This window comes from Caballeronia sp. GAWG1-5s-s (assembly GCF_023631445.1).
GTDB lineage: Bacteria > Pseudomonadota > Gammaproteobacteria > Burkholderiales > Burkholderiaceae > Caballeronia.
Window position 1 is genome coordinate 427,266 of sequence record NZ_JALQDC010000022.1, and the last position, 13,039, is coordinate 440,304.

General features: G+C 65.8%; 13 protein-coding genes. 6 read left to right on the plus strand and 7 right to left on the minus strand.

What is annotated here, in order from left to right; genetic code table 11:
• Positions 1 to 37 precede the first annotated feature (37 nt).
• On the plus strand, positions 38 to 1,186 hold the full coding sequence (locus tag NCR34_RS16255; protein WP_250500475.1) for an OpgC domain-containing protein: 1,149 nt from the start codon (positions 38 to 40) through the stop codon (positions 1,184 to 1,186).
• Between the two features lie 143 nt (positions 1,187 to 1,329).
• Entirely contained in the window at positions 1,330 to 1,503 is a 174-nt protein-coding gene (locus NCR34_RS16260; RefSeq protein ID WP_159833772.1) for a DUF1328 domain-containing protein, read from the plus strand.
• 36 nt (positions 1,504 to 1,539) lie between these two features.
• Here the strand turns inward: NCR34_RS16260 and eutC are convergent, their stop codons facing one another.
• Together eutC and NCR34_RS16270 are read right to left on the minus strand one after the other, a co-directional pair.
• Positions 1,540 to 2,343: an ethanolamine ammonia-lyase subunit EutC gene (gene eutC / locus NCR34_RS16265; protein WP_250500476.1), complete on the minus strand. Its 804-nt coding sequence runs from the start codon at positions 2,341 to 2,343 to the stop codon at positions 1,540 to 1,542.
• Positions 2,340 to 3,728: an ethanolamine ammonia-lyase subunit EutB gene (locus tag NCR34_RS16270; RefSeq protein ID WP_250500477.1), complete on the minus strand. Its 1,389-nt coding sequence runs from the start codon at positions 3,726 to 3,728 to the stop codon at positions 2,340 to 2,342. The genes eutC and NCR34_RS16270 overlap by 4 nt, the downstream gene beginning before the upstream one ends.
• Before the next feature lie 143 nt (positions 3,729 to 3,871).
• Here NCR34_RS16270 and mnmH point away from each other — a divergent pair, with 143 nt between their 5' ends.
• The gene (gene mnmH / locus NCR34_RS16275; RefSeq protein WP_250500478.1) at positions 3,872 to 4,939 is read left to right on the plus strand and encodes a tRNA 2-selenouridine(34) synthase MnmH; all 1,068 of its coding nucleotides are present in this window, start codon (positions 3,872 to 3,874) and stop codon (positions 4,937 to 4,939) included.
• A gap of 27 nt (positions 4,940 to 4,966) precedes the next feature.
• Positions 4,967 to 6,016 carry a permease gene (locus tag NCR34_RS16280; RefSeq protein ID WP_250500479.1) on the plus strand — a complete coding sequence of 350 codons (1,050 nt, stop codon included), beginning with the start codon at positions 4,967 to 4,969 and terminating at the stop codon, positions 6,014 to 6,016.
• Between the two features lie 24 nt (positions 6,017 to 6,040).
• Here NCR34_RS16280 and NCR34_RS16285 read toward each other — a convergent pair whose 3' ends face one another.
• The 3 genes from NCR34_RS16285 to NCR34_RS16295 are packed head-to-tail and all read right to left on the minus strand — an operon-like array spanning position 6,041 to position 8,590.
• The gene (locus NCR34_RS16285; RefSeq protein ID WP_250500480.1) at positions 6,041 to 6,202 is read right to left on the minus strand and encodes a hypothetical protein; all 162 of its coding nucleotides are present in this window, start codon (positions 6,200 to 6,202) and stop codon (positions 6,041 to 6,043) included.
• Positions 6,180 to 7,181 (minus strand): cytochrome d ubiquinol oxidase subunit II, encoded by a 1,002-nt coding sequence (gene cydB / locus NCR34_RS16290; RefSeq protein WP_250500481.1) that lies wholly within the window; start codon positions 7,179 to 7,181, stop codon positions 6,180 to 6,182. The genes NCR34_RS16285 and cydB overlap by 23 nt, the downstream gene beginning before the upstream one ends.
• 2 nt (positions 7,182 to 7,183) lie before the next feature.
• Positions 7,184 to 8,590: a cytochrome ubiquinol oxidase subunit I gene (locus NCR34_RS16295; protein WP_250500482.1), complete on the minus strand. Its 1,407-nt coding sequence runs from the start codon at positions 8,588 to 8,590 to the stop codon at positions 7,184 to 7,186.
• Positions 8,591 to 8,993: 403 nt separating this feature from the next.
• On the opposite strand from NCR34_RS16295, the gene ypfJ reads away from it, so the two are divergent.
• Entirely contained in the window at positions 8,994 to 9,866 is an 873-nt protein-coding gene (gene ypfJ / locus NCR34_RS16300) for a KPN_02809 family neutral zinc metallopeptidase (protein ID WP_248322444.1), read from the plus strand.
• A 155-nt stretch (positions 9,867 to 10,021) separates the two neighbouring features.
• A complete protein-coding gene (locus NCR34_RS16305) occupies positions 10,022 to 10,927 on the plus strand; it encodes a flagellar brake protein (protein WP_250500483.1) in 906 nt (301 codons plus the stop codon).
• A gap of 24 nt (positions 10,928 to 10,951) precedes the next feature.
• Here NCR34_RS16305 and NCR34_RS16310 read toward each other — a convergent pair whose 3' ends face one another.
• Positions 10,952 to 11,605: a DsbA family oxidoreductase gene (locus NCR34_RS16310; protein ID WP_250500484.1), complete on the minus strand. Its 654-nt coding sequence runs from the start codon at positions 11,603 to 11,605 to the stop codon at positions 10,952 to 10,954.
• 93 nt (positions 11,606 to 11,698) lie between these two features.
• The gene (locus NCR34_RS16315) at positions 11,699 to 13,039 is read right to left on the minus strand and encodes an NAD(P)/FAD-dependent oxidoreductase (RefSeq protein ID WP_250500485.1); all 1,341 of its coding nucleotides are present in this window, start codon (positions 13,037 to 13,039) and stop codon (positions 11,699 to 11,701) included.

The window sequence follows — 13,039 nt, forward strand, 5'->3', positions numbered from 1 at the left end:
CACCTACTGCACTCTGCAGCACACACGGTCACGCCGCATGTCCGGACAATCCCAACGCCTCGTCGAGCTCGACTTCTTCCGGGGGCTCGTACTCTTGATCATTGTCGTCGATCATATCGGCGGCAGCGTGCTGTCGCACTTCACGTTGCACGCGTTTGCGCTGAATGACGCCGCCGAGGTCTTCGTGTTTCTGGGCGGTTTCGCCACCGCGACCGCTTACGCGTCTCTCGCTCAGCGCCGGTCGGAGCGCGCCGCGGGCCTGCGTTTCGTGCGGCGGGCGTTCGAGATCTACCGCGCGTTCCTGATCACTGCCGCGCTGATGCTCGTGGCCACCTTCCTGCTGCGACCGTTCTATGGTCACGCGCCGAATCTCGTCCTGCACGACCTTGACACGCTGACGGCGGCACCGGTGAGGTCGATCGCCCAGATTCTGACCTTCGAGCGCCAGCCGTATCTGGCCGCTGTTCTGCCGATGTACGCGTTGTTCGCGCTGGCGGTGCCGCTCGTGTTGCCGCTCGCGCGCACGAAGCCGTGGGTGCTTCTGGGTTTGAGTCTCGCGCTTTGGTCGTTCGCGCCCGGCATCGGCGAATATATGCCGTCCGTCGACGACAACCTTTGGGACTTCAATCCTGCCGCCTGGCAACTTATGTTCACGCTCGGCGTGCTCGCGCGCTGCCAGCCGGTCTATCAGCGCGTGGCGTCGCACCGCTTCGGCTGGACCATCAGCGCCGCCGCGCTCACGGTGATCGTCGGCATGGCGTATTACAAGCTGCTCGTGCTGCCACCGGTGCTCGACAGTGCGTTCAAGCGCGACCTGGCGGGCGCGCGCGTCGTCAATTTCCTCGCGATCGCGTGGATCGCGACCAACCTGGCGAGGTACGGCGTGGTGAAGGCCGTCGCCAGCCGTTTGCCGTGGATCGGTGCGATAGGGCGCGACGGCATGGTGTGCTTCGTCGCGGGCGCGGTGATTTCGCTCGTGGTCGATTCGATCCTCTTCACCTTCACGGACGGGCTCGTGAACGTGCCGGCCGGTCTGGTCGGCGACGCGGTCGCGATCATCGCGCTGCTTTCCGTGCCGCGTTTGCGCCAGCCGGTGGCGAACTGGCTCGGCATGCGGACGCGCGTTCCTGCGGCGAGCGCTGCCGTGGTTGCCGCAGCGGAGAATCCGGCGCGCGGCGTGCGGTGATTTTTGCGAGGAGGCACCGTTGTTAGACGGTGCCTTTTTTGGACACTCGTTTGCAACTAACGGTCTTGCGCATCGGCGCCAGTTAATCGGCGGGGCATGAGGCTTGCAAGGAGCCTGCTGTTCACAACAAAAAAGGCTCGTCCATGCTCAAGCTCGCTATTCTCTTCGCAGTCATCTCGGTCATCGCCGGCTTCTTCGGTTTCGGACGCGTGTCGTCAGGCGCGGCCGGTATCGCCAAGATCTGTTTCTTCATCTTCCTCGTGCTGTTCGTGATCTTTCTGGTCGTCGCGATTTCGGCGGGGTCGCTCGTGCTTTGACGGGGCGCGTTTGTACGCGAGCGCGACGAACCGCGTTCAGCGTTCGCGCTCGATCCGCCCCACGTCCGCAGGCGAGGGCAGCGCACCGCTGCGGTCTTTCAATCCGACGCCCGTCAGCCCGAGCCGCCGCGCTTCGTTCAGCAGCCAGTGCAGCTTGAACGCGGCGGCATCGTAGCCGAGTCCTTCGGGGCGCACGTTCGAAATGCAGTTGCGCTCGGCGTCCATGCGCCCGACGCGTGGCTCATAGGTGACGTAAAGCCCGAGGCTGTCGGGTGAACTGAGGCCCGGCCGCTCGCCGATCATCACCACGACGATCCGCGCCCGTAAAAGCTCACCGATGCAGTCGCCCAGCGCTACACGCGCCTGCGTCGCGATGACCACGGGCCCGATGTTCCAGCCGTCCAGCATGGCGCGCAGCATGGCCAGCAGCGGCGCGACGTGGCGCTGGGCAGCGAACGCGGACAGGCCATCGGCGGCGACGAACACGACATCGGGCGCATCGCCGTGCTCGCTGACGTACGCGGAAAGCCGGGCGGCGCTGGCGTCGTCGAGCACGCGGCCCATGTCAGGCCGACGCAGATAGTGATCGCGATCCGGCGCGGCGCTCGCCACTTCGAGCGTCGCAAAGCCGGCTGCGCGCAGCGCTTCGCCGAGCGATGCGGTGTCGAGCGGCTGATGCACCGCGTCGCGCGCCTGCGCGTGCGCCAGTTGAAACGCGAGAAGCGGTGCTGTCGGCAGACTGTCGCCCGCGCGTCCGAGCGCGATCCGCGCATTCGTGAACCGCTTGAGCGCGTCCCAAGGGTCCGCGTCGATCCGGCTTGGCGTGGCGTCGTCGGTCATGAGTCGATCCAGTCGAGAAGCGGTTGTCGCGCTGCGCCCGACGAACGCGGAAGCAGCGCGCCGTGCGCATCCGTGACCCGCATGCGCGCGAGCCACGCCTCGAATTCAGGCGCGCGCTTCAGGTTTAGCACGCGGCGCACGTAGAGCGCGTCGTGGAAGGAGGTGCTCTGATAGTTGAGCATCACGTCGTCGGCGCCGGGCACGCCCATGATGAAATTGACGTTCGCGACGCCGAGCAGCGTCAGAAGGGTGTCCATATCGTCCTGATCGGCCTGCGCATGATTGGTGTAGCAGATGTCGCAGCCCATCGGCACGCCGAGCAGCTTGCCGCAGAAGTGATCTTCGAGTCCCGCGCGGATGATCTGCCGCCCGTCGTACAGATATTCCGGGCCGATAAAACCGACGACCGTATTCGTCAGAAGCGGCCGGAAGTGTCGCGCGACCGCATAGGCGCGCGCCTCGCAAGTCTGCTGGTCGACGCCATGATGGGCGTTCGCGGAGAGCGCGCTGCCCTGACCGGTCTCGAAGTACATGACGTTGTCGCCGACGGTCCCGCGCGCGAGCGATTGCGCCGCGTCGTGCGCTTCCTGCAACAGCGCGAGCGACACGCCGAAGCTGGCGTTGGCGCGCTCCGTGCCCGCAATCGACTGGAACACGAGATCGACGGGCGCGCCGTGCTCGATCGCCGCGAGCGTGTTGGTCACATGGGTGAGGACGCACGACTGCATCGGCACGTCGTAACGCTGGCGGAAGTCGTCCATCATCGTGAGCAGCGCGGCAATGTCCGAGGGCGAATCGGAGGCCGGGTTCACGCCGATCACGGCATCGCCGCAGCCGTAAAAGAGGCCGTCGAGGATGGAGGCGGCGATGCCTTTCGGATCGTCCGTCGGGTGATTCGGCTGCAGGCGCACCGACAGCCGGCCCGGCAAGCCGATGGTCGTCCGAAAGCGCGTGACGACAGGGCGCTTTCTCGCGGCGAGAATCAGATCCTGATTGCGCATGAGCTTGGAGACGGCGGCGGCCATTTCGGGCGTCAGGCCCATTTGAACGGCTTCGAGCGCGGCGGTATCCGTCACATCGGACAGCAGCCATTCGCGCAATTCGCCGACCGTCAGATGCGCGATGCGCGCGAACGCGGCGGCGTCGTGGGTATCGACGATCAGCCGCGTGACCTCGTCCGTTTCATAAGGGATGAGCGGCTCGTCGAGGAATGCGCGCAACGGCAAGTCGGCGAGCGCCATCTTCGCGGCGACGCGCTCTTCCTCCGTGGCCGCCGCGACGCCCGCTAGTTCGTCGCCCGACCGCTGCGGGCTCGCGCGGGCGAGCAGCGTCTTGAGGTCGTCGAAACGGTAGCGCCGCACGCCGATAGTTGCCTGATAGCCCATCGATTCTCCTGCCCGCCTGACCGGATTCGCGATGCCCTTACTGTAACCGCATCGCGGCGCGCGCAAAAATCCGCCGCAAAACCGAATTCGCTCTCCGTGCGATAATTTCGGGCTTCGCCGCCGCCGAATTGCGCTCAAATTCCGTGAAAAACCTGCTCGTTTCAATCGACCGTCTTCAGGATTTCGATGAAATCGTCGATGTCCGCACGCCGCTCGAATTCGCCGAGGATCACATTCCCGGCGCGATCAACGCGCCGGTGCTCGAAAACGAGGAGCGCGTGATCGTCGGCACCATGTACAAGCAGGTGTCGCCGTTCGAGGCCACGCGCGTCGGCGCGGCCATGGTCGCGCGCAACATCGCGCGTCATCTGGATACGATCTTCGCGGACCGCCCGCGCAACTGGCGGCCGCTCATCTATTGCTGGCGCGGCGGCAAGCGCTCCGGCTCCATGACGACGTGGCTGAACATGATCGGCTGGCAGGCGCGGCAGCTCGATGGCGGCTACAAGAGCTACCGGCGCGACGTGCTCGACAGGCTCACGGCGTTGCCGGCGCAATTTCGCTTTATCGTGCTGATCGGGCACACGGGCAGCGGCAAGACCCGGCTCTTGCACGCGCTCGCGCAAGCGGGCGCTCAGGTGCTCGACCTCGAAGGGCTGGCGGCGCATCGCGGCTCGCTGCTCGGCGCGCTGCCGGGGCACGCGCAGCCGTCGCAGAAAGCATTCGATTCCGCGCTCGTCCATACGCTGCGCGGCTTCGATCCGGCCAAGCCCGTTTTCATCGAGGCGGAAGGCCGGCGCATCGGTTCGGTCTCGACGCCCGACTCGCTGCTCGACAGCCTGCACGCGGCCGCCTGCGTGGAAGTGGAAGCGCGCCGCGAGGACCGCATCGCATTTCTGTTGCAGGACTACGCGCATCTTTTCGACGAACCCGCGTTCTTCAAGGCGCAGTTGTCGAAGCTCGTCGCGCTGCATAGCCGCGAGCGCGTGGAACATTGGCATCGGCTGATCGACGAAGGCGAGCGCGCCGCGCTGTTCGCCGAATTGATCGACCGCCATTACGATCCGGCGTACGGCCGCAGCAGCCGCGCGCTCTACACGCAGTTGCCGCACGCGGCGCATATGCTGTTTCGTCCGAACGACGCCGAGAGCGTCGATCAGGCCAAGGCGCTGCTTGCGCAGTTGTCCGAGACGACGCCCGCGCTCGGCTGATTTTCTATTTTCGATTCGACCAAGAATATGACCACGCTTCGACAACCCCGCGTCGCGCTCGGCTGGCTGGTGTTCCTGCTGATCGCCGTCGCGGGCCTTTTCTATGTCAAATGGTTCCCGTACTACAACCGCGCGTTCGTCGCGGCGAGCCAGCATTCCATCGGCAAATCTATATTGATGGGCGCGTCCGCGAGCGCGCCGGAGCCGTCGTGGCAGGCCGCGCTCGATTACGCGATGGCTTACGGCAAGGCCATCTGGCAGGCGATGGTGCTCGGCCTGTTGCTGGGCTCGGCGGTGCAGGCGCTGATCCCGCCGCAATGGGTCGCGCGCGCGCTCGGCCAGCATAGCTTCGGCAGCGTGATCAACGGCGGGCTGATGTCCCTGCCCGGCATGATGTGCACCTGTTGCGCGGCGCCGGTCGTCGCGGGGCTGCGGGCGCGTCAGGCGGCGCCGGGCGCGGCGATCGCGTTCTGGCTCGGCAACACGGTGCTCAATCCGGCGGCGCTGGTGTTCATGGGCTTCGTGCTCGGCTGGCAGTGGACAGGCCTGCGGCTGATTCTCGGCGTGGTGATGGTGCTCGGCCTCGGCTACGCGGTGAACCGCATGGTGACGCCCGCGCAGGCGACGGCATCGCGCGAGGCGCTCGCGAAGCTGATCGAAGAAGACGAGCCGGGCACCGCGTTCTCGCGCTGGGTCAAGATTCTCGGCCGCATGACGCTGCGGCTCGTGCCCGAGTACATCGTGCTGGTGCTGCTGCTCGGCGCGGCGCGGGCGTGGCTCTTTCCGCATATCGGGCCGGATATCGGCAACGGCGCGCTGTGGATCGTCGCGTTCGCGGTGGCGGGCACGCTGTTCGTCATTCCGACGGCGGGCGAAGTGCCCATCATCCAGGCGATGCTGTCGCTCGGCATGGCGGCCGGCCCGGCGGGCGCCCTGCTGATGACGCTGCCGCCCGTGAGCGTGCCGTCGATGGCGATGCTCGCCCGCTCGTTTCCGCCGCGCGTGCTTGCGTTCGTGGCGGGGGCGGTGGTCGTGTTCGGCGTCGTCGCGGGCGCGATTGCGGCGGCGTTCTTCTGACGTTCGCCGCAACGGGCTCGCGGTTCAATGAATCGCCGTCCCGAGCCGAATCAACAGCTTGAACGGCAGCGCGAGCAGCATCGCGCCGCCGACGCCCGCCATCCACAGCGCGGCGAACCAGAACAGCTTCGTCGCGCGCGTCATCGCAGTCTCGCCGCCGCGCTCAGTGGTAGTGATGTTCGCCATGACGCACCTTTCCTCTGAATACCCAATAGCCCAGCGTCGTGTAGGCGATGATGACCGGCAGAATCACCGCCGCGCCGACAATCGTGAATAGCTGGCTCGACCGCGGCGAGGCGGCATCCCAGATCGACACGCCGGGGAAAATATCGTTCGGCGAGATGCTCGCGACCAGTCCCGCGTAGCCCAGCACCACGAACCCGAGCGCCACGGCGAACGGCCGCTTTTCGTGGCGCGATGCAATCGATCGACGCATCGCCCAGGCGCACGCAAGAACGAGTATCGGCACAGGCAGCATGCGATAGAAAAGCGGCGAATCGAACCAGCGCGATGCGATGCTCGCATCGAGCAACGGCGTCCACACGCTGACGACGGCAATCGTCGCGAGTTGCAGCAGCGTCAGCGGCCACACGACGCGGTACATGCGCCGCTGCAGGTCGCCTTCGGTCTTCGCGATCAGCCAGCACGCGCCCAGCAGCGCATACGTGACGACGAGCGCGCCGCCCGTGAACATCGAAAACGGCGTGAACCAGCCGAAGGCATCTCCGGAAAAGCGGCCGTCCGCGACCGGAATGCCGTCGAGAAACGCGCCCAGCGCCACGCCCTGAAAGAACGTCGCGCCCGCCGAGCCGCCGATGAACGCCAGATCCCACATCGGCTTGGTGCGCGACGCCTTCGCGCGAATCTCGAACGACACGCCGCGGAAAATCAGGCACACGAGCATGAGCACGAGCGGCAGATAGAGCGCCGAGAGCACGGTGGAATAGACCATCGGAAACGCGGCGAAGAGGCCCGCGCCGCCGAGCACGAGCCACGTCTCGTTGCCGTCCCAGACGGGCGCGACGGTGTTCATCATCACGTCGCGGTCGTGCGGGTCCGGGAAGAACGGAAAGAGAATGCCGATGCCGAGGTCGAAGCCGTCGAGCACCACGTACATGAGAAGACCGAGCGCGATGATCGCGGCCCAGGCGAGTGTGAGGTCCATGGTCATGCTCCTTCGATGGACTGATTGGGCAACGAAAGCGGGCGTCGCGCCGTGCCCGCCGACAAAGCCGGCGCGTGCGGCGTCTCGCCCGGCAGTGCGGGGCCGTGCCGCAGCAGCTTCAGCAGGTAGTAGATGCCCGTGCCGAAGACGATCGTGTAGACCACCACGAACGCGAGCAGCGACACGCCCACCTGCTGCGCGGTCACGGGCGAGACGGCGTCGGCCGTGCGCATCACGCCGTAGACCACCCACGGCTGACGGCCGGCTTCGGTCGTGACCCAGCCCGCGAGCAGCGTGATGAAGCCCGTCGGCCCCATGACGAGCGCGAAGCGATGGAACCAGCGCGCGTCGAACAGCCTGCGCTTGCGATGCAACAGCCACCCGGCGACCGACATCACGATCATCAGCACGCCGAGGCCCGCCATTACGCGAAAACTCCAGAACACGATGGTCGAGTTGGGGCGTTCATCCTTCGGAAAAGACTTCAGGCCGCGAATTTCGCCGTTCCAGCTATGCGTGAGGATCAGGCTGCCGAGATGCGGAATCTGTACCGCGTACTTCGTCGTTTCGGCCTGCATGTCCGGAATGCCGAACACGTTGAGCGCCGTGCCGCCTTTCTCCGTGTCCCAGATGCCTTCTATCGCCGCGATCTTGGCCGGCTGATATTCGCGCGTGTTGAGCCCGTGCGCGTCGCCGACGAGCGCCTGAATCGGCGTCAGCGCGAGCAGCAGCCACAGCGCCATCGAGAAGGTCTTCTTGATCGCCGGATCGCGCCGGCCTTTCAGCAGATGCCATGCGCCCGTTGCCGCGACGACGAGCGCCGCCACGATGAACGCGGCAATCGCCATGTGCGCGAGCCGATACGGAAACGAAGGGTTGAAGATGATCGCGAACCAGTCGACCGGCACGACGTGATCGCCTTCGATGCGAAAGCCTTGCGGCGTCTGCATCCAGCTATTCGAAGCGAGAATCCAGAACGTGGAGATGAGCGTGCCGATGGCGACCATCAGCGTCGCGCCGAAGTGCGCCTTCGGGCCGACCTTGTTCCATCCGAACAGCATGATGCCGAGGAAGCCCGCTTCGAGGAAGAACGCGGTCATCACTTCGTAGGTCAACAGCGGGCCGGTGACGGGACCGGCGAAGCTGGAAAAGCCGCCCCAGTTGGTGCCGAATTCGTACGCCATGACGACGCCCGACACGACGCCCATGCCGAATGCCACTGCGAAGACCTTCGACCAGAAAAGGCACAGGTCCTTGTAGACCGGTTTGCCGGTTTTGAGCCATGCGCCTTCGAGCACGGCGATGAAGCTCGCGAGCCCGATGGACAGCGCCGGAAAGATGATGTGAAACGATACGGTGAACGCGAACTGTATCCGCGCCAGATCGAGTGCTTCAGGAGTCGATTGCATGATGACGTCTGCTACGTTGCGTGTCTTGGCCAGGTCGGCCGTACTTCGATTTGCGTTGATTACGGGGCAAAGCGTAGCGCTGAATCGCGCGAGGTGTTGCGCTGCGTCAGCAAAGCCGGCTTGCGCGGAAATGCCGCGTTTCTGCGTAGGAACGCGTCTATTTGCTTGATAATGCGGGGTTTTCGAGATAGCGGGCGCGACCGGCATGGCGGATGCAAGCCGGCATCGTCGCGACAATCGACCGCACCGCATCACGCGCTTTGCAGGACATTCGGCAATGCGTTCGCGTCGAAAGAGGCGGACGAACTTTGACGGACCGGCCGTGTAGAGAAGGGCGCAGGCGCGGGTACGATAATCGCTTTGTCAGCAGCGCGCGACGCGCCAACTAAACGGAGAAAGCAACATGCGCCTCGATGATGAAGCGGAAAGTCAGAACGTCGAAGACCGGCGCGGATCGGGCGGGTTCAGCATTGGCGGCGGCTCAATTGGGATCGGGACGATCATCGTCGCGCTGGCGGCGTCGTATTTCTTCGGCATCAATCCGATGACGATCATCAACGGCGCGCAGGTCTTGCACGGCAATGCGCCGCAACGCCAGGCCGCGCCGAGCGACGCGCCGCCCGCCAACGATCCGGGCGCGGTGTTCGTGCGCCGCGTCCTCGGCAATACGGAACGCACGTGGGAGCACATCTTCCGTACGCAGTTCAATCAGGACTACCCGGCGCCGAAGCTCGTGCTGTTCTCGGGCGGCACGCAGACGGCATGCGGCATGGGCCAGGCGGCAATGGGGCCGTTCTACTGTCCGGCCGACCGCAAGGTTTATATCGATTTGTCGTTCTACCGCGAATTGCGCGACCGTTTCGGCGCGGGCGGCGACTTCGCGCAAGCGTATGTGATCGCGCACGAGGTGGGGCATCACGTGCAGAACGTGCTCGGCATCTCGGACAAGGTGGACCAGGCGCGGGCGCGGATGTCGCGCGAGCAGGCGAATGCGTTGTCCGTGCGCGTCGAATTGCAGGCGGACTGTTTCGCGGGCGTGTGGGCGGCTGTGGCGCAACGGGACAATGCGAAGCTCATCGAACCAGGCGACTTCGAGCAAGGCCTGAATGCGGCCGGCGCGATCGGGGACGATCGCTTGCAGCAGGAGACGCAAGGGCGCGTCGTGCCGGAAGCGTTCACGCACGGGACGAGCGCGCAGCGGCAGCGCTGGCTGCGGCGAGGGATGTCGACGGGGGATGTTAAGCAGTGCGATACGTTTTCGGCGCAGGGGTTGTAGGTCGAGTCAGGTTTATGCGCATAACGTCGAGCGGGCAGTAGTAACCGATCCGCTGTCCGATTACCGCGCTTGCAAGGTAAATTGTTCCGAAATCGCTTGACGACCGCGCGGTGAACGGCGACGATTCCCTAAAACGAATAAGAATCGCCCGACCAATGACCGCACAACCCACTTCCCCCGTTTCTCCGGCTCTCGTCCGCCTCGCCGTCAGCGACATCCCGCTGAACGCGCCCCTCGGAGCGCCGCTCCTCGGACCTGACGGCGCGCTGCTTTTCGAAGCAGACGTCGTCATCCCCGACGAAACTACGCGCGATTTCCTGTATCGACATTTCGAGCCTCACCGCGCCACCAATGAGCCCGCGACAGCGGAATCGAGCAGCGATGCGGGCCGCCAAGCGCCGCTGACGCTCGACGACATGGGGCTTTCGATCGGAGGCCGTGTCGGTCTGCGCGGCAGCGGGTGGTCCGCGTCCGCGATGTACGCGAGCCGCGTCATCGGTTTTTCGGCCGTGCGGCGCAACGGCGAGCGGTCGCTCTTCGTCACGCAGCCGGTGATGACCGGCGTCGCACCGCTCGAACTGACGCGCGGCGAGACGGTGGAGCTGGTCGCGCTCACGGGCCGCGGCGTATTCCGCTTCGCCTGCACCGTCGATGCCACGAGCCGCGAGCCGTTCAGCTATGTCGTGCTGTCCGCGCCGGGCGCGATCCGCCGCCTGCGCACGCGCAAGTTCGCCCGCATGCCGACACGGCTCGCGGCGCTTTATTCGATCGAAGGTCAGCCGAGCGCATCACCGCAACTCGGCTGCGTGAGCGACATCAGTCCGTACGGCATGTCGTTGACCGTGCCCGCGCCGACCGCGCAGGCAGGCGACCGCCTCCGCCTGTCGTTTCGCTTCAGCACGGATGGCATCGACGTGGAGATCGATACATCGGCGTTGGTGCGCCACGTCGGCGCGGCGGAATCCGGCGACGCGGGCATCGCATACGGACTCGAATTCGAAGCGCTGGAACCGTCGCAGCGTATCGCGCTGAAGTCGTTCATGGCCGAGCACCACTGCTAGCCGATTTTCAGCGAGCGTATGGGCTCAGCTGCCGGGGAAGCCGTCGGGAAAGAGTCGCTCGATAGCCGCTTCGAAATGCTGGACCGGCGCGGCGCCGCGCCGGGCGATGGGCGGCGGCGGCTCTTTTCCGGGTGCCGGCTCGCGCGACAGCACCGCGAACGGAACGCCGGTCACGCCGATTTTTTTCGCGAATTCCTCGTCTTCAACGACGAGATCGGTGTACGTGCCCTCATCGAGCGCTTCTTCCAGAAGTTCGGGATCGACGCCACAGGTCGCGGCGATGTCCAGCAGCGCGTCGGTATCGCCGATATCGATTCCTTCCTCGAAGTACGCCTTGAAAATCGCGCGATGCACGACGTCGTAGCGGCCCGACTCACGCGCGAAGAGCGCCGTCTCGAACGCCTTGCGGCTGCGCGGCGCGACGGGCGGCATGCGCATGAGCAGGGCGCGCTCGTCGGCGAGCGGGCGCACCGACTTCTCCCACGACTCCGCGATGTGTTCGCTATTCGGATCGAGCAGCGGCGCGGGTTCCGGACGCAGCTCGAACGCGTGCCAGCGAATCTCGACCGCGTCCCCGTAGGCGTTGCGCAACTGGTCGAGCACCGGCGTTTCCAGATAACAGAACGGACAGACGAAGTCGGACCAGACGTCGATGAACAAAAGGGGCGTGGATGCCATGAAAGCCTCGAAACGAATGAAGTGCGGCGGCGTCGCCAGCGAATCCGGTATGTTAGCGCGTGCCGCCGCGCGCCGCGAAGGCGCCCGGTTTCGTCAGAAGCCGCCGTCGATCTCGATCTTGCTGCCGTCGAAGAAGCGCGACAGACGGAACGCATGCGGATCGACGAGCGGCGCGTCGTTCGCGACGATATCGGCCATCAACTTTCCCGCGCCCGGCCCGATGCCGAAGCCGTGCCCCGAGAACCCCGTGCCGATGAAAAGCCCCGGCACGCGCTCGACGCCCGAAATGACGGGCACCGCATCCGGCGTCACGTCGATATAGCCGGCCCACGACTGCTCCACCGTCACATGCGCGAGCGAAGGGAAAATGGACCGAAACTCGGCGAGCGCGGTTTCGTTGAAGGCTTCGACGGGCGCGGGGTCGAGCGTGCGCACGCGCTCGAAGACGGTTTCGCGGTCGAGCGGCCAGCGGCGCGGGCGGCGCAACTCCTCGAAAAAGCGCGCGTTGAAGCCGAGCTTGATGGAACCTAGCTGGCTCTTGAGCGCGGGCAGGAACTTGCCGAACAGGCGAAAGCTGTCGGGCGTGATGTCGCTGTAGCTGCGAAACGCGTTCGCAATCGAATAGCCGCCGTCCAGCCGCCTGCGATAGCCGACCGACTGATTGCACGCGCTCACCTCCGGGCCACCGGCCAGCGGCGCGGTGCGCACGACCGACGAGCGCACCATCAATTGCGGCACGTCCACGCCGAGATTCCCGGCGAAGAGCCGCGTCCACGCGCCGCCTGCGATCACCACGCTGTCGCAGCGAATCCGCCCGTGTTCCGTCACGACGCCGCTCACCGCGCCGCCGCTCGTTTCCACGCCGCGCACGGCGCAGGGCATCGCGATCTTGACGCCGCGCTCGCGCAGCGCGGCGGCCATCGCGGGCACGGCGCGTTGCGGTTCGGCGCGGCCGTCGCTCGGCGTGTAAATGCCGCCTGCGAAGCGCCGCGCCGCGCCCGGCATGAGCGCGGCGGTTTCTTCGGGCGACACGATGCGCGAATCCAGCGCGCCGCGTCCGACCTTCGCGACGGCGCGCGCGAGCCATGCTTCGTGATCGGCGAGGGCGTCGGCGTCATCGGCGGCATACAAAATGCCGCATTCGCGATAGCCGCTGTCGATCCCCAGATCCGCGTCCATGCGACGCCACAGCTTCAGGCTTTCGAGGCTGAGTTCGAGCTCGCGCAAGTCGCGGTGCGTCGCGCGGCACCAGCCCCAGTTGCGGCTCGACTGCTCGCCCGCGACGTGGCCTTTCTCGCACACCGCGACCGAAAGCCCTTTCTCGGCGAGAAAGCGCGCGGTGCTGATGCCGATTACGCCGCCGCCCACGACGACCACATCGACGCGCTCGGGCAACAGGACATCTTCGGCAATGCGTTCGGTCGGCGGTCCCAT

What these genes read in the sequence shown, in the direction of transcription:
- NCR34_RS16255 (WP_250500475.1), top strand. Translation starts at nt 38, where the DNA reads ATGTCCGGACAATCCCAACGCCTCGTCGAGCTCGACTTCTTCCGGGGG.
- NCR34_RS16260 (WP_159833772.1), top strand. Translation starts at nt 1,330, where the DNA reads ATGCTCAAGCTCGCTATTCTCTTCGCAGTCATCTCGGTCATCGCCGGC.
- eutC (WP_250500476.1), bottom strand. Translation starts at nt 2,343, where the DNA reads ATGACCGACGACGCCACGCCAAGCCGGATCGACGCGGACCCTTGGGAC.
- NCR34_RS16270 (WP_250500477.1), bottom strand. Translation starts at nt 3,728, where the DNA reads ATGGGCTATCAGGCAACTATCGGCGTGCGGCGCTACCGTTTCGACGAC.
- NCR34_RS16280 (WP_250500479.1), top strand. Translation starts at nt 4,967, where the DNA reads ATGACCACGCTTCGACAACCCCGCGTCGCGCTCGGCTGGCTGGTGTTC.
- NCR34_RS16285 (WP_250500480.1), bottom strand. Translation starts at nt 6,202, where the DNA reads ATGGCGAACATCACTACCACTGAGCGCGGCGGCGAGACTGCGATGACG.
- cydB (WP_250500481.1), bottom strand. Translation starts at nt 7,181, where the DNA reads ATGGACCTCACACTCGCCTGGGCCGCGATCATCGCGCTCGGTCTTCTC.
- NCR34_RS16295 (WP_250500482.1), bottom strand. Translation starts at nt 8,590, where the DNA reads ATGCAATCGACTCCTGAAGCACTCGATCTGGCGCGGATACAGTTCGCG.
- ypfJ (WP_248322444.1), top strand. Translation starts at nt 8,994, where the DNA reads ATGCGCCTCGATGATGAAGCGGAAAGTCAGAACGTCGAAGACCGGCGC.
- NCR34_RS16305 (WP_250500483.1), top strand. Translation starts at nt 10,022, where the DNA reads ATGACCGCACAACCCACTTCCCCCGTTTCTCCGGCTCTCGTCCGCCTC.
- NCR34_RS16310 (WP_250500484.1), bottom strand. Translation starts at nt 11,605, where the DNA reads ATGGCATCCACGCCCCTTTTGTTCATCGACGTCTGGTCCGACTTCGTC.
- NCR34_RS16315 (WP_250500485.1), bottom strand. Translation starts at nt 13,039, where the DNA reads ATGGGACCGCCGACCGAACGCATTGCCGAAGATGTCCTGTTGCCCGAG.